The sequence below is a fragment of the Pseudomonas sp. B21-019 genome (assembly GCF_024749225.1).
Taxonomy (GTDB): domain Bacteria; phylum Pseudomonadota; class Gammaproteobacteria; order Pseudomonadales; family Pseudomonadaceae; genus Aquipseudomonas.
Genome location: NZ_CP087193.1, coordinates 5969265 through 5993765 on the forward strand (window position 1 = coordinate 5969265; position 24501 = coordinate 5993765).

Here is a 24501-nt window from a genome sequence, read left to right on the forward strand (position 1 = left end):
GTGGAAGTCGATCAGGGCGAGTCGATCCACTTCTGGCAAACGGCACCGCTGGCCGGGGTCGAGTTGTTGTCTGCGCGCTACATCGAGCACCGTTTCGCCCCTCATGTGCATGACGGCTATGTGAACGGCATGATCATGGCCGGCGCCCAGCGTTATCGCTATCGCGGTGCCGAGCATCTGGCGGGCAGCGGCACGCTGGTGCTGATCAACCCGGACGAACTGCACACCGGCCACAAAGGTACGGAAGACGGTTGGTTGTACCGGGCGTTTTATCCCGACAGCGGGCAAATTCTCTCGCTGCTGGAAGAGCTTGAACTGCCGAGCGACACCTTGCCGGTGTTTGGCGCCACGCTGTACCGCGACCCGGATCTGGTGAGGGGGTTCTGCCAATTGCATCGGCTGCTGGAAAGTCCATCCTCGGCCCTGCAGCAGCAAACGGTCTGGCGGGAAATGATGCTGTCGTTGTTGCAACGCCACGCAGCCGTCCCGATCGCCGGCAAACCCGGCAAGGAACACCGCGCAGTGACCTTGGCCAAGGAACGGCTGCAATCGCAATTGGCGGCGCCGCCCTCGCTGGAAGAACTGGCGGCGACGGTGAACCTGTCCCCCTTCCACTTCGCCCGGGTGTTCCGCCGCGCCACCGGCATGCCGCCGCACGCCTGGTTGATGCAGCAGCGCATCGCTCGGGCACGGGCGTTGTTACAGGGCGGTTGCCTGCCGCTGGAAGTCGCGACGCAACTGGGTTTTGCCGACCAGAGTCATCTGAGCCGGCAATTCAAGCAGGTTTATGGCGTTGGACCGGGAGCATATCGCAGCGCGCGGCAATTGCCCGACCATAGATGACAACGAAGATCCAAATGTGGGAGCAGGCCCGCTCCCACATCGGCTCTGCGCTTACTCGCCGGTGGCGACGCCTCGCGCGGGATCGTTAATCCACTCGCTCCACGAACCGGCATACAACGACCCCAACGGATAACCCGCCAGGCACAGGGCGAACAGGTTGTGGCAGGCCGTCACGCCGGAACCGCAATACGCGACCAGCTCCGTCGGCGAACGATCACCGAGCTTCGTGGCAAACCGCTGCTTGAGCTGATCGGCGGGCAGAAAACGCCCGTCGCTGCCCAGGTTTTCGGTGAACGCGGCGCATTGTGCGCCGGGGATGTGCCCGGCAATCGGATCGATTGGCTCCACTTCGCCCTTGAAGCGCGGCATGGCGCGGGCGTCGAGTAAGGTCAATGCGGGCTGACCGAGACGTTTCTGGAGCTGTTTGGCGCTGAGCACCAGCGAAGCATCCGGCGTCCCGGTGAAGGTGCCGCGAGTGATCGACGGCGGATCAAGACTCAGGGGCAATCCGGCGGCATGCCAGGCCTTCAGCCCGCCATCGAGAATGAACACACCGTCGCGCTTGCCCAGCCAGGCCAGCAACCACCAGGCCCGCGCCGCGTAGGCGCCAGGACCGTCATCGTACAAAACCACTTCGCTGTCGGCATTGATGCCCCAGGCTTGCAGGCGCTCGATCAGCTTTTCGGGTTCAGGCAACGGATGACGCCCGGTAACCCCCTTGACCACCGCCCCGCTCAGATCACGCTCGAGATCGGCAAAGCTCGACCCGGCAATATGCCCTTCGGCATAGCTGCGCTGACCGTAATCCGGGTCTTCGAGGGCAAAACGACAATCCAGAATCACCAGCCCCGGAGTCTCCTTTTTCAGGTCCAACGCTTGCGGGCTGATCAGTTGCGCAATGGGCATAACGGGCTCCTGTGATGTTGTCAGTCTTGAATCCTAATGCACTTCTTCCAGCGCCTGGGCCAGCGGTACGTAAAATTCGTCGAACAGCGCATTTACCGCGTCGCGCGATTGATCGGTAACGAACCCTGCCTCAAGCACCAACACCTGATACACGCCGCGCTTAATGGCCTGCTCGCTCAAGTGGTTGGAGTTTTCCCGCGTGGTGCACAGAAACCGCACCCACGACGTGAGGATGATCCAGGCGTTCAGCGTCAGGGACTCGATCTGAACCTTATCCATGTTCAGGATGCCAGCGGCTACGAACCCTTCGTAAATGGCGGTGCCCTGGATCAGGCAGCGCTGGGAAAAGCGCCGGTAACGGGCGGCCAGCTCGGGATCGCTGTCGAGCAAGTGCTCGAGGTCGCGATGCAAAAACCGATAGCGCCACATGGCAGCGAGCAATTCCTTGAGGTAGAAGCGCTTGTCTTCGACCGTCGCGGCGCGGCCCTGAGGCGGGCGCAGGAAGCTGTCCACCAGGCTTTCGTACTCACTGAACAGCACAGCGATGATCGCCTGCTTGTTGGGGAAGTGGTAGTACAGGTTGCCCGGAGAAATCTCCATGTGGGCAGCAATGTGGTTGGTGCTGATGCTGCGCTCGCCCTGCTGATTGAACAGCTCCAGGCTGTTCTGCACGATGCGCTCGCTGGTTTTGATCCGAGGGGCCATGGCTTGAGCTTTAATTCAGAGTGCGGTGACGGGCATCTTACGACCTATCCGGGAGTGGATAAAACAAAGCTGCGTCAGGATGTCATTTGACTTTCTAGAGCATAGACTCTAAAAATCCTCTCATTACAATAAATCCGGAGCCGACCATGCCTGCTGACATCGCCTACCTGAAGAACCTGCAGCAGCCTCTGGACGAGCTCCAATCCCTGTTCGATGCTCAACGCGCGGCGTATGCAGGCAACCCGATGCCACCCGCGGCTCAGCGCCAACAATGGCTAAAGGCGTTGCGGGACCTGTTGAGCAATGAGCGCCAGGCCTTGGTCGACGCCATCAGCCAGGATTTCAGCCACCGCAGCGCCGACGAAACCCTGCTCGCCGAATTGATGCCCAGCCTGCATGGTATTCACTACGCCAGCCAACACCTCAAAGGCTGGATGAAAACCTCACGGCGTAAAGTCGGCATCGCTTTTCAACCGGCGTCGGCCAAAGTCGTTTATCAACCGCTGGGCGTAGTCGGGGTGATCGTGCCCTGGAACTACCCGTTGTATCTGGCCATCGGGCCACTGGTGGGGGCGTTGTCGGCGGGCAACCGGGTGATGCTCAAACTCAGCGAATCGACCCCCGCCACCGGTTTGCTGCTCAAGGAATTGCTGGGGCGGATATTCCCTCAAGACCTGGTTTGCGTGGTGCTCGGTGAGGCCGACATCGGCGTGGCGTTCTCCCGGCTGCGCTTCGATCACCTGCTGTTCACCGGCGCCACCAGCATCGGCAAACACGTGATGCGCGCCGCCGCCGAAAACCTGACCCCAGTGACCCTCGAACTGGGCGGCAAGTCCCCGGCCATCGTTTCCCGCGATGTACCGCTAAAGGATGCCGCCGAACGCATCGCTTTCGGCAAGACCCTCAACGCCGGGCAAACCTGTGTCGCCCCGGACTACGTGCTGGTGCCGGAAGACCGCGTCGGCTCTTTCGTCGAAGCCTATCGCCAGGCAGTTCGCGGGTTTTATCCGACCCTGGCCGACAATCCGGACTACACCGCCATCATCAATGAGCGACAACTGGCGCGGCTCAACGGCTACCTCAGCGACGCCACCAGCAAGGGCGCGCTGCTGATTCCGCTGTTCGATCAGGGCCAGGGCCGACGCATGGGGCATAGCCTGCTGCTCAACGTCAGCGACGACATGACGGTGATGCAGGACGAAATCTTCGGCCCGTTGTTGCCGATCGTCCCCTACAAGGATCTCGATGAAGCGTTTGCCTACATCAACCAACGGCCTCGTCCGCTGGCGCTGTATTACTTCGGCTACGACAAGCGCGAGCAAAACCGTGTTCTCCACGAAACCCATTCCGGCGGCGTATGCCTCAATGACACCTTGCTGCACGTTGCCCAGGACGACATGCCGTTCGGCGGCATCGGCGCCTCGGGCATGGGCCACTACCACGGCCATGAGGGTTTCCTGACCTTCAGCAAGGCCAAGGGCGTGCTGATCAAACAGCGTTTCAACGCGGCGAAGCTGATCTATCCGCCGTACGGCAAATCCATTCAGAAACTGATCCAGAAGCTGTTTATCCGCTAACGATCAACACCGCCGGGTAATAACAATAATGAGCCCAAGCCTGTCCGACACACCCGCGCTGTCACGGCGCGGCCTGCTTAAATTCAGCCTGGGCGCCAGCGCCTTTCTGGCCACGGCCGGATTAGGCGCGAGCCTCAGCGGCTGCTCGTCGAGCACGGCGGCCAGCGGTTTCGCGACTTTGCGCAGCGGTGACCTGTTGTTTCTGCGGGCACTGATCCCGGTAATGCTCGACGGTGCCGTGATCGTCGAGAAGATGCCGGCCGCCGTCGAAGGCACCCTCAAAAGCCTGGATTACAGCCTCGATCACCTGTCGCCGGAAATGCTCAAGCTGACCCGGCAATTGTTCGATGTGCTGGGGATGAGCATCACCCGCGGCCCACTGACCGGGATCTGGGGCAGTTGGGAAAATGCCAGCAGCGAAGACATCCGGCACTTTCTCGATCGCTGGGAAAACAGCTCGCTGAGCTTGCTGCGCATGGGCCATAGCTCGTTGCTGCAAATGGTGATGATGGCGTGGTACAGCCGGGCGGAGTCTTGGGTGCATTGTGGGTATCCGGGGCCGCCTACGGTCTGAAACCGTGGCGTCCCTTTCGCGGGCAAGCCGCCTCACCATCGCACCCAAAACATAACAACAAGAGAACCCGAACATGCCCGTACCCGATCCGTTTCGCGAAGGCCTGGCCCGTGGCTGGAAAACCTATAACGGTTCGCAATTGCCCCAGGACCTGACCCTCGAAGCGGATGTGGCGATCATCGGCAGCGGTGCCGGCGGCGGAACCACCGCCGAAATCCTCAGCGCCGCAGGCTACAAGGTCTTGCTCATCGAAGAAGGCCCACTCAAGACCAGCAGCGACTTCAAGATGCTCGAAGATCAGGCCTACACCAGCCTCTATCAGGAAGGCATCGGGCGCATGAGCAAGGACGGTGCGATCACCATCCTCCAGGGCCGGGCGGTGGGCGGTACCACGCTGATCAACTGGACTTCGAGCTTTCGCACCCCGGATCAGACGCTCGAACACTGGGCCAAAGAACATGACGTCGTAGGCCACACACCGGCCGAGATGGCGCCCTGGTTCGAGAACATGGAACAACGCCTGGGCGTCGCCCCGTGGCTAGTGCCGCCCAACGCCAACAACGACGTCATCCGCAAAGGCTGCGAAAAACTCGGCTACGCCTGGCATGTGATCCCGCGCAACGTGCGCGGCTGCTGGAACATCGGCTACTGCGGCATGGGTTGCCCGACTAACGCCAAACAATCGATGCTGGTCACGACCATCCCGGCGACCCTGGAAAAAGGTGGCGAGCTGCTCTATCTGGCCCGCGCTGAAAAGCTGTCGATCAAGGACGGCAGAGTCACTGGCCTGCACTGTGTGGCGATGGATGAGCGTTGCGTTGCCCCTACCGGACGCACAATCACAGTCAAGGCGCGGCATTACGTGCTGGCCGGCGGCGGGATCAACAGCCCGGCGCTGCTATTGCGTTCAGAGGCGCCGGATCCGCATGAGCGACTGGGAAAACGGACGTTCCTGCATTTAGTCAACATGTCCGCCGGGCTGTTCGACGAGGTGATCAACCCGTTCTACGGCGCGCCGCAGTCGATTTATTCCGACCATTTCCAGTGGCAGGACGGCATCACCGGCAAGATGTCCTACAAATTGGAGGTCCCACCGCTGCACCCGGCGCTGGCCACCACCCTGCTCGGTGGCTTCGGCACGGAAAACGCCCGGCACATGGAAAACCTTCCGCATACCCACGCCATGCTGGCATTGCTGCGAGACGGTTTTCACCCGGACAGCCCCGGCGGCAATGTCGAATTGCGCAGTGACGGCACGCCGGTACTCGACTATCAGGTTTCACCGTATGCCTGGGACGGGTTGCGCCGGGCGTTCCATAGCATGGCCGAGATCCAGTTCGCCGGTGGCGCCAACGCTGTGATGCCGATGCATGCCGACGCCCGTTACGTGAAAACCCTCGCCGAAGCGCGTGCATTAATCGACGGGTTGAGCCTTGAGTTGTATCGCACGCGCCTGGGCAGTGCTCATGTGATGGGCGGTTGTGCCATGGGTGAAGACCCGAAAAACGCCGTGACCGACAGCCTCGGCCGACATCACCAACTGCACAATCTATCGATTCACGACGGCTCGCTATTCCCCACCAGCATTGGTGCAAACCCACAATTGTCGGTCTACGGACTGACGGCACAACTGGCGAATTCACTGGCCGAACGTTTGAAAAACCCATGAAAACGCGGAATATTCCTATCGTCTATAGTGCTTTCTTACCCAACAGGCGACTTGGCCGACCGGGAAGGCTGCGATACCATCCGACTCCCCAACGGACTCCCGCCAGGACGACGCGATGAACCGAGTGTTGTACCCAGGTACCTTCGACCCTATTACCAAGGGCCATGGCGATCTGGTCGAACGCGCCTCGCGCCTGTTCGATCACGTGATCATCGCCGTCGCCGCCAGCCCGAAGAAAAACCCGCTGTTTCCCTTGGAACAACGTGTGGAGCTGGCCCGCGAGGTCACCAAACATTTGCCGAACGTTGAAGTCGTCGGCTTCTCGACGCTGCTCGCGCACTTCGCCAAAGAGCAGAACGCCAATGTGTTCCTGCGTGGTTTGCGCGCGGTGTCGGACTTCGAATATGAATTCCAGCTGGCCAACATGAACCGCCAACTGGCACCGGATGTGGAAAGCCTGTTTCTTACCCCGTCCGAGCGTTATTCGTTCATTTCCTCGACACTGGTCCGTGAAATCGCGGCCCTGGGCGGCGATATCACCAAGTTCGTCCACCCGGTGGTGGCCGACGCCCTCACTGAACGCTTCAAAAAGTAGGCGCTGCCGAAGCTGCACTTGATCGCGCCCGCGTGCACTGCGGGCGCCAATGCGGCACAATTGTGCGCATTGGTTTATTGCGCCAGGGCCTGCCGCCCCGGCTGGAGTTAGCATGTCCCTGATCATCACCGACGATTGCATCAACTGCGACGTCTGCGAACCCGAGTGCCCAAACGCCGCCATTTCCCAGGGCGAAGAGATCTACGTGATCGACCCGAACCTGTGCACGCAATGTGTCGGCCACTATGACGAACCGCAGTGCCAGCAGGTCTGCCCGGTGGATTGCATTCCGCTGGACGAAGCCCATCCGGAAACTGAAGAACAGTTGATGGAGAAATACCGGAAGATTACCGGTAAGGCTTGAAAGCCTGGAAAGATCGTCCGAACCGCGTCCGGACGATCTTTTTTATGCCTCACTCCCGCTGCTCAAACCCTTCCCCGATGCACCCCAGACACCGCACAAACGCCGCTTTCGCCGGGTCGACCACCAGCGCCTGCCCTGCATCGCCAATGCCGCCGCCCAGCGCGGTAAATGGCAGCGACACCACAAACGCCCCGGCACCGATCACTGTCGCCACCACCAGCAACGGTCGGGCAATCAGCAGATCGCCAAGCATGGCGTAGGCCGGTGGATTCTGGATGGTGTAACGCGGGTCGCCGCTGCCGTTCTCAGTAGCCAGCGTGGGCGCAGCGATGCTCAGCAGCAGCGTGACGACAAAGGTTCGAAACAGATTCATGGCACGGTCCTTCGGCTAGGCAGTGAGAACACTGACTATAGACCGTAGCCGATATCAGCTCTGACAGCGCGGACAAAAGACGCTGGCGCGCTGCCCGAGTTTGACTTCCCGCAGCCCCGTGCCACAGACCTTGCAGTGTTCACCACCACGGCCGTACACGAACAGCTCCTGCTGGAAGTACCCCGGTTGGCCGTCGCCGCCGATAAAGTCCCGCAACGTGGTACCGCCCCGTTCGATGGCGAGCGCCAGGATGCGCTTGATCTCGATCGCCAGCTTCAAATAACGCCCCCGGGAAATGCTCTTGGCCTCGCGGCGCGGGTCGATGCCGGCAGCAAACAGCGCTTCGGTCGCGTAGATATTGCCGACGCCAACCACCACCGCGTTATCCATGATGAACGGCTTGACCGCCATGGATCGCCCGCGGGACAGCTGGAACAGACGCTCGCCATCGAACAGATCGGTCAACGGCTCCGGCCCCAGGCGAACCAGCAGTTCGTGATTCAGCGGGTCGAGACTCCAGAGCATCGCCCCGAACCGACGCGGGTCGGTGTAACGCAGGGCCAGGCCCGATTCCAGCTCGATGTCCACATGCTCATGCTTGGCCGCCGGCAAGCCAGCTTCCACCAGCCGCAGATTCCCCGACATGCCCAAATGGCTGATCAACGTGCCGACTTCGGCATTGATCAGTAAATACTTGGCCCGCCGTTCCACCAGCACGATGCGCTGGCCCGACAGCCGCACATCCAGGTCTTCGGGGATCGGCCAGCGCAGACGGCGCTCACGCACGATCACCCGGCTGACGCGCTGGCCTTCCAGGTGCGGTGCAATTCCGCGGCGGGTGGTTTCGACTTCCGGCAGTTCTGGCATGGGGCTCTCGAATCAGGCGAGGTTCGACACTCAACGCGTGGCGAGGTCGCGAATTTCTTGTTTCTGGGTTTCGAAATCGTATTCCGATAGACCGATGTAATCGAGCACCAGATGCCCGACATTGTTCCATTCGTGGTCTTCGGCCTGGTTGCCCAACACTCTATAGGAGGCGCAAATGTGCTCGGCCATCTTCAGGATTGCCAGCAGGTTTTTCAGCGGTGTATTGCGGCACGACTCATCGCTGAAAATGGCCAGGGCATTGTGGTGGTTGGCAATGGCCTGGGTGACATGTTCCGGCAGACGCCAGGACTTGGCGGTGTAATACCCGACCACGGCGTGGTTGGTGTTGTATTGCTTGTTCTCGGTATCCACCACGCGGCATTCGGCGCTGGCGTTGGCATAGGCCTGCTCCAGCACTTTCATGTAGTCGGGGAATTTCTTGAGCATCAGCGGGATGCCGCAATCGTGGAACAGGCCCAGCGCATAAGCTTCATCGCCGGCCTGGACACCGACGCGCTTGGCCAGGCTCAGGCAGGTCATCGCCACGTCCTGCGCCGTGTCCCAGAAACGGTTGAGGGTGACGATTGCATCGTCGTTCAGCTCGCCCTTGATCGACTGCGCGTTGATCAGGTTGATGATCGAACGGCTGCCCAACAGGTTTACTGCACGCTGGATCGCGGTGATCTTGTTACTCAAGCCGTAGTACGGCGAATTGACGATTTTCAGCAAGGCGCCGGAAAGGCCAGGGTCCTGGGAGATCAGCTTGGCGATCACCTCCAGGTCCGGGTCGGGCATATATTGCTCCATCTGCAGATCCACCATGATCTGCGGCTGGGCCGGCACACTGATGCCTTGCAGGGACTGTTGAATCTGTTCAGAAGACAGCTCTTGGGACATAAGTACGCACTCCGGGTCAGGCGGGGATTCTACCCCTTAAAAAGATCGATCCGACAGCCAGTCAAACTCAATCCATACGTGTGCGGGCCCGCGATGGCGTCATGCGCGTTTCATCGTCAGTCAAACCCGCCACTCCCTCAACACGCTATACTCCCGCTCTTTTTTCCGGAGCGACGTCATGTCCCTGCCTAGCCTGCGCCTCAAAGCCAACGCCGACCGACGCCTGCGCAACGGTCACTTGTGGGTCTACAGCAACGAAATCGATGTAGCCGCCACCCCATTGCACGGCTTCAAGGCTGGCGATCAGGCGATCCTCGAAGCCGCCGGCGGCAAGCCGCTGGGCATCGTTGCCATGAGCCCGAACAATCTGATCTGCGCCCGCCTGCTGTCGCGCGACATCAAGTTGCCGCTGGACAAGTCGCTGCTGGTGCATCGCCTGAACGTCGCCCTGTCGCTGCGCGATCGCCTGTTCGACAAGCCGTTCTATCGCCTGGTCTACGGCGACTCCGACCTGCTGCCAGGCCTGGTGGTCGACCGTTTCGGCGACATCCTGGTGGTCCAGATCGCTTCGGCGACCATGGAAGCTCACAAAGATGACGTGATCGCGGCGCTGACCCAAGTGCTCAAGCCAAGCGGCATCCTGTTCAAGAACGACTCCGCCGCCCGTGACGCCGAAGGCCTCAACCGTTACGTAGAAACCGTGTTCGGCCTGGTGCCGGAGTGGGTAGCGCTGGAAGAGAACGGCGTGAAGTTCGAAGCGCCGGTCATCCAGGGCCAGAAAACCGGCTGGTTCTATGACCACCGCATGAACCGCGCGCGTCTGGCACCTTATGCCAAAGGCAAACGCGTACTGGACTTGTACAGCTACATCGGCGGCTGGGGCGTGCAAGCGGCCGCCTTCGGCGCCAGTGAAGTGTTCTGCGTCGATGCGTCGGCCTTCGCCCTCGATGGCGTGGAGCGCAACGCCGCACTGAACGGCTTCGCCGAAAAAATGACCTGCATTGAAGGCGACGTGTTCGAAGCCCTCAAAGAGCTGAAAGCCAGCGAAGAGCGTTTCGACGTCATCGTGGCCGACCCTCCTGCATTCATCAAACGCAAGAAAGACATGAAAAATGGTGAAGGCGCCTACCGTCGCCTGAACGAACAAGCCATGCGCCTGCTCAGCAAGGACGGCATCCTGGTCAGCGCGTCGTGCTCGATGCACCTGCCGGAAGACGATCTGCAGAACATCCTGCTGACCAGCGCCCGTCACCTGGACCGTAACATCCAGATGCTGGAGCGCGGCGGACAAGGCCCGGATCACCCGGTTCACCCAGCCATTGCCGAAACCCGCTACATCAAGAGCATTACCTGCCGTCTGCTGCCAAACAGCTGAGTACGCCGGTTTGACGGGGAGCCGACAGGCTCTCCGTCAGCCATTCTGACGCCGCGACATATCCTCTCCCGCCCCATCGTCTTACTCTTGCAGTCCTACAGACTTGCAGGACATTTCCCTGCACATTTGATTTGAAAGAATATAACTTACAAACTTTCTCCAACCCCAAGACCGCTCCGACAAAATTACTGGAATATTCCTACTTGATCTCCCCTTGATAAGAGCCCATTAAAGCCTATGATTGAGTTGTCACCTCGAAGTGACACTCACTACCAAATGACAAGGAGTCAACAACATGAAAGCAATTACTCTGGAAGCTAACAAAATCGCCAACCTGGCTTTTCTGGTTGCTCCAAAAGCCCGCTAAGTAAATGAGACGCTGGGGAGTGCCGGCTACCCAGCGTTTTCTATGGCACTCGTCCAGAGCGAACCACCCACCATGCAGATAAACCCATATCTATTCATACTTCCTCGCACGCCCGGCCAAATAGTCTGGGATTACAAAAATCACAAACAATTTGAACTAAGCCTTGAATACTCAAGCAGACTTACGCAACTTATCAACAACCCTGAACTGTATAACGACAGCAACATAGTTGATACTCAACTCCTGAACGCAGGAATACTGACAACATCAATACAAGGTACTGTTGAATGGGGTTGGGATGAACTGTCGAAGATATTCCATATCGGTACCAAAAACATCCCCTGCGAACATGTCCCTCAGGATATTCATGAATGGTCCAGACACTACCTGGACCATTGCACCGAAGTGCTGGCCACTCCTGCGCCGAGCAACCGGCCCACAGAACGCCAGGCGCGGGAGCTGATTGACCTGCCAAAGCCTTCCTGCCTGCCGGAAGGGTCTCTGGCCAACGTCCTGATCGGCCGAAAAACCTGCCGCACCTTCACGGATGCAGCGGTTTCACTGGAAGCTATTGGCACGCTGCTTTACCTGTCCCTTGGCTACTTGCATGAGCGCGAAAACGATGTCGACGAAACCCTCGTCGAAGGTCTCGATGCCCGGCGCAGCAGCCCATCCGGTGGCGGGCTGAATGCCTGCGAAGGCTTTCTTCACGTACACAACGTCAGCGGCCTGAAACCCGGGCTCTACGCCTATCACCCCACCGACCACGCCTTGAGTTTCGTCAACCCGACACCTGACTCACCACTGGGGCAGTTGCTGTGTGGGCAGCACTTCATCAACAACCTGCCCGTGGGCCTGTTCATCACCAGTCGGTTCGACAAGCTGTGGTGGAAATATGAACACTCGCGAGCCTACCGAATGGCCTTTGTGGAAGCGGGGCATATTTCTCAAACATTCCAACTGGTGGCCACTGCACTGGGGTTGAACACCTGGCTGACGGGGGCGTTGGCCGATGATCAGGTCGAGGTCTTGCTGGGGATCGAGGACAGCGCGGAACAACCGTTGTTTTTTGTCGGCTGTGGCTACAGCGACGGACAGTTGATGTGCCAGGAATTGAAAGATCTTCTGAGCAGTCGGGAGCCGCAACAATGACCACTCCCATCGTTGCCCCGCTGGACCACCCGGTGTCCTGGGCTCATCGTTACACCCTGGGCGACTGGAATACCCGCGCGTCAGTGCGCACCAGCGAACACGACTATCTATTACCGCCAGATCTGGAGCAGCAACTGGAAACGCGCCACTGGTTTCCTCCAGGCTTCCTGGCTTACCTGACTCACCCGGCTATCCAGGCGGCAGGTCAAACCGTCATCCATCGGCTGTCGGCCAATCATCTAGTGTACTTCCTCGACTACACCACCTTGCTTGAGCACCGCATCGTCAACCGCTCCGTGGAAACCATCATCCATGATGAACTGAACGTCCACATTCCCGCACGGATGAAGACCGCCGCGCTTCAGCTTTATACCGACGAGGGTTATCACGCCCTGTTTTCCAACAGCCTTGCCGAACAGGTTGCCAGGTTCTATGGGATCAGCCGGCGTCCGGTCATGCCCCACCGCATCATGCGATTGAACGCCCTGCTTGACGGCGCCCCTGAAAGATACAGGGCGCTGGCCTGGTTTCTCGTCGGGTTCGTGTCGGAGACGATCATTGCCAAGGAACTGCTCGATGTCTGCCGTAACGACCTGGTTTCCAGCGTCCAGGCAATGCTCAGGGATCATCTGGCGGACGAGGCGCGCCATAGTCGCTATTTCTCTGAAGTATTCCATTACCTGTGGCTGACGCTGAACAGCCCTCAACGCACGTTTGTCGCCAAAGCGCTGCTGGACATCATCCGGATGTTCTTCGAGGCCGATGAGCGATGGATGCGCGAAAGCCTGCACAGCGCGGCTCTTGGCGACACAACCGTCACGGAAATTCTCTGCGGACTGACCAACCCCCAAGCCACCCATCAACGGGCGCGATCCGGTGCTGGCGCAACGCTTCAGGCGTTAAAAAAGGCTGGTTTCTTCGACCTGCCCTCCAACCAGCAACTGTTTATGAAGGCAGGGCTTATCGATGGCTGAAGGACAATCCACGGCAACCGTCAAACAACGTCGGGGAGCGGTCAGCCTGTTGTTGGCCATGGTGCTGCTTGGCGTGTTCCCGCTGGATGTCCTGTTGCCCTCTTTCCCGGCGCTCGCCGAACACTTTCGCAGCACGCCCGCCGATATTGCGCTGTCGATCAGTCTGTTTGCCGTCGGCATAGCGGCCTCTCAACTGCTGATCGGGCCGCTGTCGGATGTGATCGGGCGCAAAGGGCTGTTGCTCGCCGGAATAACCATCTCGATGCTGGGTGCGGTGGGCTGCACACTGACCACGGACTATGTCCACTTCCTGCTGTTCCGTGTCGTTCAGGCGCTCGGCTGCGGGTGTTTCGTGCTGTCGCAGGCACTGATTCAGGACCTGTTCGAGGGTGAGGAGCGTGACCGGTTGCGGATCCTGATGGTGACTGCCACCGGCGTTTTCATCTCGGTCTCACCGTTGGCCGGCACGTTCCTGCAAGCCACGCTGGGCTGGCAGGGCAGCTTTGGGGTGTTTACCGCACTGGCTGGAATAGTGCTGCTCAAGGCCTGTTTTTCTCTCGAAAACACTCGGCCAGCGGCAACCGGAGCGCTATCGAATATCTTCCAGCCCTACCGCCGGGTCTTGTGCAATGTCGACTTCCTGTCCTACTGGCTGATTTCCGCCTTTGCTTTCGCCTGCCATTTTTCCTTCATCGTGATTTCGCCGCTGATTTTCATGGATCAACTCCAGCTGTCAGCCTATGACTTCTCGCTGATCCTGCTGGTATATGGCGGCGCCTACATTGTCGGCGGCACGGTTGCGACGTTGTTGGGTAAACGTATCAGTCCCGGTCATCAAGTCATCAGCGGGCTGAGCCTGATCCTGCTGTCCGGCCTGATCATGCTTTATCTCTCAAGCCACTTTACGCTGTCCCCGATCACTGTCCTGGTACCGATGCTCATCTGTACTGCCGGCACCACCATCGCCCGGCCCGCCGCTACGTCCAAAGCCATGAGCCTGTTCCCCGAAAATGCGGGAACCTCGGCGTCGGCCGGCAGCACGGTGATTTTCATCTGCGGAGGGTTGATCAGTGCGCTCATCAGCTTGAGCCCGGCCAACCTGCAATCCACGCTGGGATACAGCTTCGTCATCTTGAGCAGCGTGGCGCTGGTGCTCAACAGTCGTATCCATAGCCGAGCCAAAAGCCCGGGAGCCAGCCCAAGCGTCGAATAATCCTGCCGGTCGTCATCCCACACGCGCCGTCAGCACTGGATCAGCACTTTCCGGCATTCCCTCCTGACGCCAGCGGTGTAGAATCGCGAGATTCATCGCCAGTCATCCCCCGGCGGGTTTATGAGCTCAAGCTGAAGCGCGCGGCGATCCCGCAAAGTTATCGGCAACTTCCGGACACACGGCCATTTCTGAGTGTTCCAGACGTCAATAGAAGCTCACTTCCCTTTTGATACCTGATTTGCCGCCCGGAGTGCTCCATGCCTGATTACCGCTCGAAAACATCCACCCACGGCCGCAACATGGCCGGTGCTCGCGCACTGTGGCGCGCCACGGGGATGAAAGATGACGACTTCAAGAAGCCGATCATCGCCATTGCCAACTCCTTTACCCAGTTCGTACCGGGCCATGTGCACCTGAAGGATCTGGGTCAACTGGTCGCACGTGAAATCGAACGGGCCGGCGGCGTAGCCAAAGAATTCAACACCATCGCCGTGGATGACGGCATCGCCATGGGCCACGACGGCATGCTCTATTCGCTGCCGAGCCGCGAGATCATCGCCGACTCCGTCGAATACATGGTCAACGCCCACTGCGCCGACGCCATTGTCTGCATTTCCAACTGCGACAAGATCACCCCTGGCATGCTGATGGCCGCCTTGCGCCTGAACATCCCGGTAATCTTCGTGTCCGGCGGCCCGATGGAAGCCGGCAAGACCAAACTGGCCAGCCACGGTCTCGACCTGGTCGACGCCATGGTGATCGCCGCCGACTCCAGCGCCTCTGACGAGAAGGTCGCCGAGTACGAGCGTAGCGCCTGCCCTACTTGCGGTTCCTGCTCCGGCATGTTCACCGCCAACTCGATGAACTGCCTGACCGAAGCCCTTGGTCTCGCATTGCCGGGCAACGGTTCGACCCTGGCCACCCACAGCGACCGCGAACAGCTGTTCCTGCAAGCCGGCCGCACCATCGTCGAGCTGTGCAAGCGTTACTACGGCGAGAACGACGAGTCGGTGTTGCCGCGCAACATCGCCAACTTCAAGGCGTTCGAAAACGCCATGACCCTGGACATCGCCATGGGCGGTTCCACCAACACCATCCTGCACTTGCTGGCCGCGGCCCAGGAAGCCGAGATCGATTTCGACCTGCGCGACATCGACCGCCTCTCCCGCCATGTACCGCAACTGTGCAAGGTCGCGCCGAACATCCAGAAGTACCACATGGAAGACGTGCACCGCGCCGGCGGGATCTTCAGCATCCTCGGCTCCCTGGCCCGTGGCGGCCTGTTGCACACCGACCTGCCGACCGTACACAGCAAGACCATGGCCGAAGGTATCGCCAAGTGGGACATCACCCAGACCAACGACGAAGCGGTGCATCACTTCTTCAAGGCTGGCCCTGCGGGCATCCCGACGCAAACCGCGTTCAGCCAGTCGACCCGCTGGGAAACCCTGGACGACGACCGTGAAAACGGCTGCATCCGCAGTGTCGAACACGCTTACTCGAAAGAAGGCGGCCTGGCCGTTCTGTACGGCAACATCGCGCTGGACGGTTGCGTGGTGAAAACCGCCGGTGTCGACGAGTCGATCCACGTCTTCGAAGGCAACGCGAAGATCTTCGAAAGCCAGGACAGCGCCGTACGCGGCATCCTCGCCGACGAAGTGAAGGCTGGCGACATCGTGATCATTCGTTATGAAGGCCCGAAAGGCGGCCCGGGCATGCAGGAAATGCTCTACCCGACCTCTTACCTGAAATCCAAAGGCCTGGGCAAAGCCTGCGCCCTGCTGACCGACGGCCGTTTCTCCGGCGGCACTTCGGGCCTGTCCATCGGCCACGCTTCACCAGAAGCTGCTGCCGGTGGCGCGATCGGTCTGGTGCAGGACGGCGACAAGGTCCTGATCGACATTCCGAACCGCTCGATCAACCTGTTGGTCAGCGACGAAGAACTGGCCGCGCGCCGGGTCGAACAGGACAAGAAAGGCTGGAAGCCGGTGGAGAAGCGTCCACGTAAAGTGACCACCGCTCTGAAAGCCTATGCCCTGTTGGCGACCAGCGCCGACAAGGGTGCCGTGCGTAACAAAGCGATGCTCGACGGGCTGTAATACTTAACCGTCGAACAAAAAAATGCCCCGCCAAGTGCGGGGCATTTTTTTGATCGTTCCCACGCAGAGCGTGGGAACGAGATCACAGCGCTTATTGAATCTCTTCAGGCTTGACGATCACCCAGTTCTTGTCCGCCGTCACCGCCAACCCTTCTTTGGCCTGAGCTGCAGCGTTTTTGGCCATCATGCCGTTAATCTGGGTCATGTACTTGTCTTTGCGGTTAACCCACAAATGGATGCCGCCCTTGGACACGTCGACACTGTGGAACAGCATGTAACCATCGCTGGTCGGGGTATCGCCGCCCACCAGGACCGGTTTTTTCCATTCATCGATGTAGGTCAGGATCGCCGCTTGCTTGCCGGCCATCCAGGTTGCCGGAGTCCACAGGTACGGGGTCAACTCGAGGCCAAGGTTGGCCTTCTCGTCATACTTGCCCGCAGTAATCTGCTTACGCGCCGTGGTCAGCTCGCCAGTCTTGCGGTCCTTGAGCAGCGTGGTCACGCCGATCACGTTCTGCGGTTTGACGTTGTAGCCGTACTTCGGATCGGCAGCGACCATGCGCACCAGCTCTTCGGAGGCAGCGGTCATCACGTAGACCTCAATGCCATTTTCCATCAGCTTGTTGTAGAGCTCGGCCTGGCCGGTGAAGACTTTCGGCGGCTGGACGTCGATGGTCTTGACCACATCGCCGTCGTAATAAGTGCTCGGCACCGGTTTGCCAGACGCCATCAGCTCATCGACGTAGCCCTTGAGCTCTTGAAGCGTGAAGCCGGAAAACACTTGGGCGACCCATGGATAGCAGACCATGTCGTCGATTTCGCAGAGACGATAGTAGTAGCTGAACAGGCTCTCCTTGTGGTCGGCGGTGTCTTTGAACGGGATCAGTTTCAGCGAGGGGTCGAGGCTCTCGCGGGTGATCAGGCCCTTGTTTTCCATGAACGGCAACAATGACTCTTCGAGGTCGTAGCGGTAACTGGTGTTGTCCATGTCGAACACCGCGAAGTTACCCTTGTTGGCATTGGCCGCGATCATCGCGTCCAGCGCCTTGGCCTGATCCGCTGGCCAGTGCTTCAGGTCGGTAGCGAACGCCTGGCCGGCAAGGCCAAGACTCAAACCCAATCCAAGTGCAGCAGCAAGAAATTTCGGTGCAAGCTTCATCGGCGTTTCTCCCCGGTTCAAAGAAATCGACGCTAACAAATAAGTGTGACAGTCCTCGCCTGCCCGCGACCGCTTGCATCCTGATTCCGTCAGCGGCATTCCTTATAGCGGCATTGGCTTATTCCAAAAACGACAGTTGACCGCTGTTTTTGATATTAAATCATTACATATCAAGCTGTTAGGCTCACCGGTTCGCAGTCACACACGAAGGTGGCTGGCACAAGTCTATGGAGCCTCTATGAATCTGCCACTGATCCTCAATCTGCTGGTGTTCCTCGCCTTGCTCTTTGGCCTGGCGCAACCCCGTCACACCACCTGGAGCCTGGCGAAAAAGGTGTTGCTGGCGCTGGTGCTGGGCGTGGTATTCGGTATCGCCCTGCACACGATTTATGGTGCGGGCAACCCGGTGCTGAAAGCCTCGATCGGCTGGTTCGATCTGGTGGGCAACGGTTACGTGCAGTTGCTGCAGATGATCGTGATCCCGCTGGTGTTCGCCTCGATCCTCAGTGCCGTGGCCCGTCTGCACAACGCTTCGTCTCTGGGCAAGATCAGTTTCCTGACCATCGGCACGCTGCTGTTCACCACCGCCATCGCGGCGTTGATCGGTATCGGCCTGACCAACCTGTTCGGCCTCACCGCCGAAGGACTGGTCGCCGGCACCCAGGAAATGGCTCGCCTGCAAACCATCCAGACCGACTACGCGGGCAAGGTCGCCGACCTGAATGTGCCGCAACTGTTGTTGTCGTTCATCCCGCAGAACCCGTTCGCCGACCTCGCTCGCGCCAAACCGACGTCGATCATCAGTGTGGTGATCTTCGCCGCATTCCTTGGGGTCGCGGCGCTGCAACTGCTCAAGGATGATGTCGAGAAAGGTCAGAAAGTGATCAACGCCATCGACACCCTGCAAGCCTGGGTGATGCGCCTGGTGCGCCTGGTGATGAAGCTGACCCCGTACGGCGTGTTGGCGCTGATGACCAAAGTGGTCGCCGGCTCCAATCTGCAAGACATCATCAAGCTCGGCAGTTTCGTGGTGGTGTCCTACATCGGCCTGGGCCTGATGTTTGTGGTCCATGGCGTGCTGGTATCGGCCGCCGGGATCAACCCGTTGCGCTTCTTCCGCAAGATCTGGCCGGTGCTGACGTTCGCCTTCACCAGCCGCTCCAGCGCCGCCACCATTCCATTGAGCATCGAAGCCCAGACCAGCCGTTTGGGTATTCCACAGTCCATCGCCAGTTTCGCCGCCTCGTTTGGCGCGACCATTGGCCAGAACGGCTGTGCCGGTCTGTACCCGGCGATGCTGGCGGTGATGGTTGCACCAACCGTGGGCATCAACCCGCTGGACCCGCTGTGGATCGCGACGTTGGTGGCGATTGTGACGCTGAGTTCGGCCGGGGTGGCCGGGGTTGGTGGGGGCGCGACCTTCGCCGCGCTGATCGTGTTGCCGGCCATGGGCTTGCCGGTGTCACTGGTGGCGTTGCTGATTTCGGTTGAACCGCTGATCGACATGGGTCGTACGGCGTTGAACGTCAGTGGCTCGATCACCGCCGGGGCGATCACCAGCCAACTCATGCAGCAGACGGATAAAGCGCTGTTGGATGCAGATGAGCATTCGGAGTTGGCTCACGCTTAACCCGTACTGATCGTTCCCACGCTCCCGCGTGGGAACGATCTATGTGCGCTCCCAAACCTCGAAGCTGTACGCCGGCTTGTCGCCTTCCGCCGGATTTGGAACATTCGACACCAGCTTCCACTGGTTCAAATCAAACTCCGGAAACCACGCATCCCCTTCCGGGCTCAGCGCCACGCGCGTCAGGTATAGCCGATCGGCCTGCTCCAGACCTTGCGCATACAACTGCGCGCCACCTATCAGCATCAACTCATCGACGCCCTGCTCCAGCGCCCATTCCTCGGCGCGAACCACGGCCGCCTCCAGTGACGGATAAACCTCCGCGCCTTCCAGCTGCAAATCCGCCTGGCGACTGACCACGATGTTCAACCGGCCCGGCAGCGGACGACCGAGGGAATCCCAGGTCTTGCGCCCCATGATGATCGGCTTGCCGAGGGTGGTGGCCTTGAAGTATTTGAAGTCCCCCGGCAAGTGCCAGGGCATGCTGTTGTCGACGCCGATCACACGGTTTTCACCGAGGGCTGCGATCAGGCTGAGGGGGAGTGATTTAGTCATGCCGGCGAGGATACCAGAGCCTCCCTTACCCCGATAAGCGTCACAGCGGTTATGCTCATCGCTCAATGAAGCGACGGGATGCCGCGTGACTGAACTGACGCCCCTGCAAAACCTCTGGCTGAGCGAAACCATCCGCCTGCGTGAAGAACACGCCGGCCCCCTGGATGATCTGGAAGCCAACCGAGTCGCCCGTAGCGCCGGCGGCGACCTGCCGACGCGCATTCAATGCCGCGCCCGGTGGCTGGCCGAGCGCGACGGGCAGACCCGCGCCCTCAAACACTGGCTGCAAGGCGCGCGACTGGCGTTGATCGTGCTCGCCGTGCTGGCCGTGATCAGTGGCGCCGGCCTGGCGTTTGCCGCGCTGGGCGACGGCCAGACCCCGGTCAATGTGTTCTGGGCCTTGGGCAGCCTGCTGGGGCTGAACCTGATTCTGCTATTGAGCTGGGCCCTGGGCCTGGTGTTCGCCGGCGAACAGAGCGCCGCCCTCGGACGCTTGTGGTTGTGGCTCAGTGAAAAACTCGCCCGCGATGCCAACGCCGCGCAACTGGCGCCAGCCCTGCTGCTGTTACTGCAACGGCAGAAACTCAATCGGTGGGCGCTGGGTGTGCTGGTCAACGGCTTGTGGTTGTTGGCGATGCTCAGTGCCTTGGTGATGCTGCTGACGCTGATGGCGACCCGGCGCTATGGCTTCGTCTGGGAGACCACTATTCTCGGCGCCGACACCTTCGTCGCCATGACCCAGGCCCTCGGCGCCCTGCCGGCCTTGCTCGGTTTCAGTGTGCCCAGCGTGGAGATGATCCGCGCCAGCGGCGATACCGCGCTGAACATCGAAAGCGCCCGCCAGGCCTGGGCGGCGTGGCTGGTGGGCGTGCTGCTGGTGTACGGCGTGTTACCGCGCCTGCTGCTCGCATTGTTCTGCCGGTGGCGCTGGAAAACCGGCCAGGCAGCCTTGCATCTGGACTTGAACCTACCCGGTTACGCCCAACTGCGCGAACGGCTGATGCCCACCAGCGAACGCCTGGGTATTAGCGATGCCGCGCCTGAGCAACTTCACCGGGTTGAAAACGCGGCCAGCGATCTGCAAAGCGATGGCGCACTGTTGGTGGCCATCGAGCTGGACGATCAACGCCCCTGGCCACCGCAGCTGCCGAAAAGCGTCAACGACGCCGGCATCCTCGACAGCCGCGAATCCCGGCACAAACTGCTTGAACAGCTGAGTCGCTTTCCCCCGGCCCGCCTGGCCATCGCCTGCGATCCACGGCGTTCGCCGGACCGTGGCAGCCTCGCGCTGATTGCCGAACTGGCTCGCAGTGCTACGGCTACCCGCGTGTGGCTGCTGCAAGCGCCGCCCGGCGAAGCGCTGGATGCCGAACGCCTGGGCGACTGGCATGTTGCGCTACAACAACTGGACCTGCCATTCGCCGATTGCGCGCCGTTGAACTGGCTGGAGACGGGTCATGACTGATACCTGGAAACAGCCCTTGAAGCTCGCCGTGGTCGGCCACACCAACGTCGGCAAAACCTCGTTGCTGCGCACGCTGACGCGGGATGTCGGCTTCGGCGAAGTGTCCCATCGCCCCAGCACCACGCGCCACGTCGAGGGCGCGCGATTGTCGGTGGACGGCGAGCCTCTGCTCGATCTGTTCGACACGCCGGGCCTGGAAGATGCCATCGCCCTGCTCGACTACCTCGAGCGCCTGGAGCGACCCGGTGAACGCCTCGACGGCCCGGCGCGGCTGGCGCGCTTCCTTGAGGGCAGCGAAGCCCGGCAGCGCTTCGAACAGGAAGCCAAGGTGTTGCGACAATTGCTCGCCTCCGACGCCGGCCTCTATGTGATCGACGCTCGGGAGCCAGTGCTGGCCAAGTACCGCGACGAACTGCAAGTGCTGGCCAGTTGCGGCAAACCGCTGCTGCCGGTGCTGAACTTTGTCAGCAGCGCCCAGCAGCGCGAACCGGATTGGCGTGAAGCCCTGGCGCGGTTGGGCTTGCATGCCTTGGTGCGGTTCGACAGCGTCGCGCCGCCGGAAGATGGCGAACGCCGACTGTATGAAAGCCTCGCGCTACTGCTGGAAAACTCTCGCGGACAACTGGAGCGCCTGATCGCCGATCAGCAGGCCCAACGCTTGGCCCGTCAGCAGAGTGCAGCGCAGCTGATTGCCGATTTATTGATCGATTGCGCCGCCTGCCGCCGCAGTGTCGCCAGCGAAGCGGAGCAGGAACAGCAAGCGATCAGTGAATTGCGCAAAGCGGTGCGTCAGCGCGAACAACGCTGCGTCGAAGCCTTGCTCAAGCTCTACGCCTTCCGCCCACAGGACGCGGCGGCCAGTGACTTGCCGCTGCTCGATGGCCGCTGGGGCGATGACTTGTTCAACCCGGAAACCCTGAAACAGCTCGGTGTACGGGTCGGCGGCGGTATCGCGGCCGGTGCAGCGGCCGGGGCCGGAGTCGATTTGCTGGTGGGCGGCCTGACCCTCGGCGCGGCGGCACTGGCCGGAGCGATCGCCGGCGGCGCCCTGCAAACCGCCCGCAGTTACGGCAGCCGCCTGCTGGGCAAGATCAAGGGCCAGCGAGAACTGACCGTCGACGACAGCGTGCTGCGGCTGTTGGCCTTGCGCCAGCGGCAATTGCTGCAAGCCCTGAACCAGCGTGGGCATGCGGCAATGGACAGCATTCAGGTCGCCACACCGCAGGACAAAACCTGGCGCGAAGGCAAACTGCCGGAAGCGCTGAACAAGGCCCGGGCGCATCCGCAGTGGTCGTCGCTCAATCCTCATTCGAAGCTGAATCAGGCAGAGCGACAGGAGCAGGTTGAGGTGTTGGCTGAAAAGGTGATTGATAGTTAAGTACGCAGCACACGCAACGCCTTTTCCTTCAACACATCCAGATCAATCACCGGCACCCACATCTGCTTGGCCAACTCATCCCACTGGCGCATCCGCAAACTGACGGCACACAACGGATCCTGCTCAAAGGCCTCAGCCTCTTCAGCGCTCATCAGCCCGCCCTGATACTCCAGCGTCCGCCGACTGGCTTCACTCAGACGCTCGTAGTACCCAGGCTCTTTGAGCGTCAGATAACGCTTCGCCTGCACGTGATACTCCACAAGCCGCGCCATGCGTTCGCTGAAGCCGGCCCGACGCAAATAATCAGCGCCCAAACACTCATGGCTGACCACACCAAAGCCGCCCATGCTCTCGACCCCCTCGGCACAGAGATGCCCGATGTCGTGAAAGAACGCCGCCAGTACTACTTCATCATCGAAGCCCTCGGCCATCGCCAGTTCGGCCGCTTGCGACATGTGCTCGATCTGCGACACCGGTTCGCCGATGTAGTCGTTGTCGCCAAACCGCTCGTACAGACCGAACACCTCGACGATCACTTGCTGATGGCGGTCCATCAACCGTCCCCCAATAAGCTGGCGACGTTACGTTCCGCCAACGCCGGCCCGACACTCATGCCGACACCAGTGTGCATCAGCGCCACGCTCACACCCGGCATCGGCCGCAGAAAGGAGAACGGGCCGGGGCCGCGCGAACCGTAAACACCCTGCCAGCGCTCGATCACTTGCACCTTGCAACCCAGGGTTTGTTCGGCCAGTTCGAGCATCCAGTCGTCCACCTGCTCGGCATTGAACGGCGACGGATCGCTGCCGTAATGGTGGGAGTCGCCGATGATTAATTCACCGTATGGTGTCGGGCTGATCAGCAGGTGAATGCCGTTTTCATGCAGATGAGGCGCCTCGCGCAGAATCTGCGCCTGTACCGCCGCAGCTTCCGGCAGATCGGCGAAGGCGCCGTAGTGCACACAACTCAGACCGGTGAGCAGTGCGTGTCGCAGGTTGAGGTTGATCTGCGGCCGGGCGCGGAGCATTTGCAGCCGACAGACTTGCGGGTTGAGTTCGGCAATCGGCTCGGCCAGCAAAGTTTGATAATCGTGGCCGGAGCAAACGATGATCTGCTCGGCGTTGAAGGTGCCGGCGGTGCTGTGCACGCGGCCCGGCTCGATGTCGCGTACCAGGGCAGAGAAGTGAAACTCGACGCCCAACTCACGGCGCAGATAGTCGATCAATGCCGGAATCGCCTCGCGGGAATACAACTGTTGGTCGTCCATGCCGTGCAACGCGGCGCGGTGATGGCTGAACTGACCGCTGTATAAATCCCGCAATGGGTTGCCGCGCAACAGCTCGACACGGTAACCGTGCTCCACGGCACGCCCGGCGCAGAAGGCTTCCAGCAGGTGTTCTTCCGCTTCGGTACGCGCGAACAGGTACGAGCCGTTGCGCTTGAGGTGCAGGCCGGCGAGTTCTGCCCATTGGCCCCAGATTTCTCGACTGGCTCTGGCCAGTTCCAGCATTGGTCCCGGTGGTTGGCCGGTGACCAGTGCCTGGCCGAAGTTGCGTACCGAAGCGCCCAATGGCGTGGCGCTGCGATCGAAGACTTTGACCTTGAGGCCGCGCCTGGCGGCGGCATAGGCGTGGGACAGGCCGAGAATGCCGGCGCCGACGATCAGCATGTCGCTGTGGTGTGTCATGAAGATAATCCCGCTTTTTGTGGCGAGGGAGCTTGCTCCCGCTGGGGCGCGTAGCGGCCCCCCCTCTCTATCTGAAAAGA

General features: G+C 60.5%; 23 protein-coding genes. 14 read left to right on the forward strand and 9 right to left on the reverse strand.

The genetic code is table 11. The features are described from left to right. Positions 1-843 (forward strand): AraC family transcriptional regulator, encoded by an 843-nt coding sequence (locus tag LOY36_RS26895; protein ID WP_258671494.1) that lies wholly within the window; start codon positions 1-3, stop codon positions 841-843. 51 nt (positions 844-894) lie between these two features. Here the strand turns inward: LOY36_RS26895 and LOY36_RS26900 are convergent, their stop codons facing one another. Continuing rightward, positions 895-1749 carry a sulfurtransferase gene (locus LOY36_RS26900; RefSeq protein WP_258671495.1) on the reverse strand — a complete coding sequence of 285 codons (855 nt, stop codon included), beginning with the start codon at positions 1747-1749 and terminating at the stop codon, positions 895-897. 33 nt (positions 1750-1782) lie between these two features. Beyond that, entirely contained in the window at positions 1783-2454 is a 672-nt protein-coding gene (locus LOY36_RS26905) for a TetR/AcrR family transcriptional regulator (protein WP_018928685.1), read from the reverse strand. A 146-nt stretch (positions 2455-2600) separates the two neighbouring features. Between LOY36_RS26905 and LOY36_RS26910 the strand changes: the two genes are divergently transcribed. From LOY36_RS26910 to LOY36_RS26930, 5 genes are all read left to right on the forward strand, one after another. Then, on the forward strand, positions 2601-4031 hold the full coding sequence (locus LOY36_RS26910) for a coniferyl aldehyde dehydrogenase (RefSeq protein ID WP_258671497.1): 1431 nt from the start codon (positions 2601-2603) through the stop codon (positions 4029-4031). 28 nt (positions 4032-4059) lie between these two features. Further along, positions 4060-4605, forward strand: a complete 546-nt coding sequence (locus LOY36_RS26915; RefSeq protein WP_258671499.1) for a twin-arginine translocation pathway signal protein — start codon at positions 4060-4062, stop codon at positions 4603-4605. Positions 4606-4678: 73 nt separating this feature from the next. Continuing rightward, positions 4679-6274 carry a GMC family oxidoreductase gene (locus LOY36_RS26920; RefSeq protein ID WP_258671501.1) on the forward strand — a complete coding sequence of 532 codons (1596 nt, stop codon included), beginning with the start codon at positions 4679-4681 and terminating at the stop codon, positions 6272-6274. Positions 6275-6389: 115 nt separating this feature from the next. Further along, positions 6390-6869 (forward strand): pantetheine-phosphate adenylyltransferase, encoded by a 480-nt coding sequence (coaD, locus tag LOY36_RS26925; RefSeq protein ID WP_007939322.1) that lies wholly within the window; start codon positions 6390-6392, stop codon positions 6867-6869. Between the two features lie 112 nt (positions 6870-6981). Continuing rightward, positions 6982-7233, forward strand: coding sequence for a YfhL family 4Fe-4S dicluster ferredoxin (locus LOY36_RS26930; protein WP_003195146.1), 252 nt, complete (start codon positions 6982-6984; stop codon positions 7231-7233). 49 nt (positions 7234-7282) lie between these two features. Here LOY36_RS26930 and LOY36_RS26935 read toward each other — a convergent pair whose 3' ends face one another. From LOY36_RS26935 to LOY36_RS26945, 3 genes are read right to left on the reverse strand one after another with little or no spacing between them, the layout of a single operon-like run. Further along, on the reverse strand, positions 7283-7606 hold the full coding sequence (locus tag LOY36_RS26935; RefSeq protein WP_019650206.1) for a multidrug transporter: 324 nt from the start codon (positions 7604-7606) through the stop codon (positions 7283-7285). Between the two features lie 54 nt (positions 7607-7660). Beyond that, positions 7661-8473 carry a bifunctional DNA-formamidopyrimidine glycosylase/DNA-(apurinic or apyrimidinic site) lyase gene (mutM, locus tag LOY36_RS26940; RefSeq protein ID WP_018928680.1) on the reverse strand — a complete coding sequence of 271 codons (813 nt, stop codon included), beginning with the start codon at positions 8471-8473 and terminating at the stop codon, positions 7661-7663. A 30-nt stretch (positions 8474-8503) separates the two neighbouring features. After that, positions 8504-9316 (reverse strand): HDOD domain-containing protein, encoded by an 813-nt coding sequence (locus LOY36_RS26945; RefSeq protein WP_177324959.1) that lies wholly within the window; start codon positions 9314-9316, stop codon positions 8504-8506. Between the two features lie 232 nt (positions 9317-9548). Here LOY36_RS26945 and LOY36_RS26950 point away from each other — a divergent pair, with 232 nt between their 5' ends. From LOY36_RS26950 to ilvD, 5 genes are all read left to right on the forward strand, one after another. After that, positions 9549-10745 carry a class I SAM-dependent rRNA methyltransferase gene (locus tag LOY36_RS26950; protein WP_017341306.1) on the forward strand — a complete coding sequence of 399 codons (1197 nt, stop codon included), beginning with the start codon at positions 9549-9551 and terminating at the stop codon, positions 10743-10745. Between the two features lie 439 nt (positions 10746-11184). Continuing rightward, complete coding sequence (locus tag LOY36_RS26955; protein ID WP_258674225.1) at positions 11185-12264, forward strand: SagB/ThcOx family dehydrogenase; 1080 nt, start codon at positions 11185-11187, stop codon at positions 12262-12264. Further along, on the forward strand, positions 12261-13238 hold the full coding sequence (locus LOY36_RS26960) for a diiron oxygenase (protein ID WP_258671502.1): 978 nt from the start codon (positions 12261-12263) through the stop codon (positions 13236-13238). Before LOY36_RS26955 ends, LOY36_RS26960 begins: the two co-directional genes overlap by 4 nt. Beyond that, positions 13231-14451, forward strand: a complete 1221-nt coding sequence (locus tag LOY36_RS26965) for an MFS transporter (protein ID WP_258671503.1) — start codon at positions 13231-13233, stop codon at positions 14449-14451. Before LOY36_RS26960 ends, LOY36_RS26965 begins: the two co-directional genes overlap by 8 nt. Positions 14452-14708: 257 nt before the next feature. Further along, positions 14709-16550 carry a dihydroxy-acid dehydratase gene (gene ilvD, locus LOY36_RS26970; protein ID WP_018928674.1) on the forward strand — a complete coding sequence of 614 codons (1842 nt, stop codon included), beginning with the start codon at positions 14709-14711 and terminating at the stop codon, positions 16548-16550. A 91-nt stretch (positions 16551-16641) separates the two neighbouring features. Here the strand turns inward: ilvD and LOY36_RS26975 are convergent, their stop codons facing one another. Continuing rightward, complete coding sequence (locus LOY36_RS26975; protein WP_258671504.1) at positions 16642-17709, reverse strand: haloacid dehalogenase-like hydrolase; 1068 nt, start codon at positions 17707-17709, stop codon at positions 16642-16644. 238 nt (positions 17710-17947) lie between these two features. Between LOY36_RS26975 and LOY36_RS26980 the strand changes: the two genes are divergently transcribed. Then, positions 17948-19339, forward strand: a complete 1392-nt coding sequence (locus LOY36_RS26980) for an L-cystine transporter (protein ID WP_258671505.1) — start codon at positions 17948-17950, stop codon at positions 19337-19339. A 39-nt stretch (positions 19340-19378) separates the two neighbouring features. On the opposite strand, the gene LOY36_RS26985 is transcribed toward LOY36_RS26980, so the two are convergent. After that, positions 19379-19891, reverse strand: coding sequence for a dihydrofolate reductase (locus LOY36_RS26985; protein WP_258671506.1), 513 nt, complete (start codon positions 19889-19891; stop codon positions 19379-19381). An 85-nt stretch (positions 19892-19976) separates the two neighbouring features. Here LOY36_RS26985 and LOY36_RS26990 point away from each other — a divergent pair, with 85 nt between their 5' ends. Together LOY36_RS26990 and LOY36_RS26995 are read left to right on the forward strand one after the other, a co-directional pair. Next, the gene (locus tag LOY36_RS26990) at positions 19977-21356 is read left to right on the forward strand and encodes a DUF2868 domain-containing protein (protein WP_258671507.1); all 1380 of its coding nucleotides are present in this window, start codon (positions 19977-19979) and stop codon (positions 21354-21356) included. Beyond that, positions 21349-22734 carry a GTPase/DUF3482 domain-containing protein gene (locus LOY36_RS26995; RefSeq protein WP_258671508.1) on the forward strand — a complete coding sequence of 462 codons (1386 nt, stop codon included), beginning with the start codon at positions 21349-21351 and terminating at the stop codon, positions 22732-22734. Before LOY36_RS26990 ends, LOY36_RS26995 begins: the two co-directional genes overlap by 8 nt. Here LOY36_RS26995 and LOY36_RS27000 read toward each other — a convergent pair. Beyond that, positions 22731-23288: a phosphonate degradation HD-domain oxygenase gene (locus tag LOY36_RS27000; protein WP_258671509.1), complete on the reverse strand. Its 558-nt coding sequence runs from the start codon at positions 23286-23288 to the stop codon at positions 22731-22733. The genes LOY36_RS26995 and LOY36_RS27000 overlap by 4 nt on opposite strands. After that, the gene (locus LOY36_RS27005) at positions 23288-24421 is read right to left on the reverse strand and encodes a TIGR03364 family FAD-dependent oxidoreductase (protein ID WP_258671511.1); all 1134 of its coding nucleotides are present in this window, start codon (positions 24419-24421) and stop codon (positions 23288-23290) included. Before LOY36_RS27005 ends, LOY36_RS27000 begins: the two co-directional genes overlap by 1 nt. Positions 24422-24501: the final 80 nt, after the last annotated feature.

Coding starts and splice junctions, on each gene's coding strand:
- LOY36_RS26900 (WP_258671495.1), bottom strand. CDS start 1,749: ATGCCCATTGCGCAACTGATCAGCCCGCAAGCGTTGGACCTGAAAAAG.
- LOY36_RS26905 (WP_018928685.1), bottom strand. CDS start 2,454: ATGGCCCCTCGGATCAAAACCAGCGAGCGCATCGTGCAGAACAGCCTG.
- LOY36_RS26910 (WP_258671497.1), top strand. CDS start 2,601: ATGCCTGCTGACATCGCCTACCTGAAGAACCTGCAGCAGCCTCTGGAC.
- LOY36_RS26915 (WP_258671499.1), top strand. CDS start 4,060: ATGAGCCCAAGCCTGTCCGACACACCCGCGCTGTCACGGCGCGGCCTG.
- LOY36_RS26920 (WP_258671501.1), top strand. CDS start 4,679: ATGCCCGTACCCGATCCGTTTCGCGAAGGCCTGGCCCGTGGCTGGAAA.
- coaD (WP_007939322.1), top strand. CDS start 6,390: ATGAACCGAGTGTTGTACCCAGGTACCTTCGACCCTATTACCAAGGGC.
- LOY36_RS26930 (WP_003195146.1), top strand. CDS start 6,982: ATGTCCCTGATCATCACCGACGATTGCATCAACTGCGACGTCTGCGAA.
- LOY36_RS26935 (WP_019650206.1), bottom strand. CDS start 7,606: ATGAATCTGTTTCGAACCTTTGTCGTCACGCTGCTGCTGAGCATCGCT.
- mutM (WP_018928680.1), bottom strand. CDS start 8,473: ATGCCAGAACTGCCGGAAGTCGAAACCACCCGCCGCGGAATTGCACCG.
- LOY36_RS26950 (WP_017341306.1), top strand. CDS start 9,549: ATGTCCCTGCCTAGCCTGCGCCTCAAAGCCAACGCCGACCGACGCCTG.
- LOY36_RS26955 (WP_258674225.1), top strand. CDS start 11,185: ATGCAGATAAACCCATATCTATTCATACTTCCTCGCACGCCCGGCCAA.
- LOY36_RS26960 (WP_258671502.1), top strand. CDS start 12,261: ATGACCACTCCCATCGTTGCCCCGCTGGACCACCCGGTGTCCTGGGCT.
- LOY36_RS26965 (WP_258671503.1), top strand. CDS start 13,231: ATGGCTGAAGGACAATCCACGGCAACCGTCAAACAACGTCGGGGAGCG.
- ilvD (WP_018928674.1), top strand. CDS start 14,709: ATGCCTGATTACCGCTCGAAAACATCCACCCACGGCCGCAACATGGCC.
- LOY36_RS26975 (WP_258671504.1), bottom strand. CDS start 17,709: ATGAAGCTTGCACCGAAATTTCTTGCTGCTGCACTTGGATTGGGTTTG.
- LOY36_RS26980 (WP_258671505.1), top strand. CDS start 17,948: ATGAATCTGCCACTGATCCTCAATCTGCTGGTGTTCCTCGCCTTGCTC.
- LOY36_RS26985 (WP_258671506.1), bottom strand. CDS start 19,891: ATGACTAAATCACTCCCCCTCAGCCTGATCGCAGCCCTCGGTGAAAAC.
- LOY36_RS26995 (WP_258671508.1), top strand. CDS start 21,349: ATGACTGATACCTGGAAACAGCCCTTGAAGCTCGCCGTGGTCGGCCAC.
- LOY36_RS27000 (WP_258671509.1), bottom strand. CDS start 23,288: ATGGACCGCCATCAGCAAGTGATCGTCGAGGTGTTCGGTCTGTACGAG.
- LOY36_RS27005 (WP_258671511.1), bottom strand. CDS start 24,421: ATGACACACCACAGCGACATGCTGATCGTCGGCGCCGGCATTCTCGGC.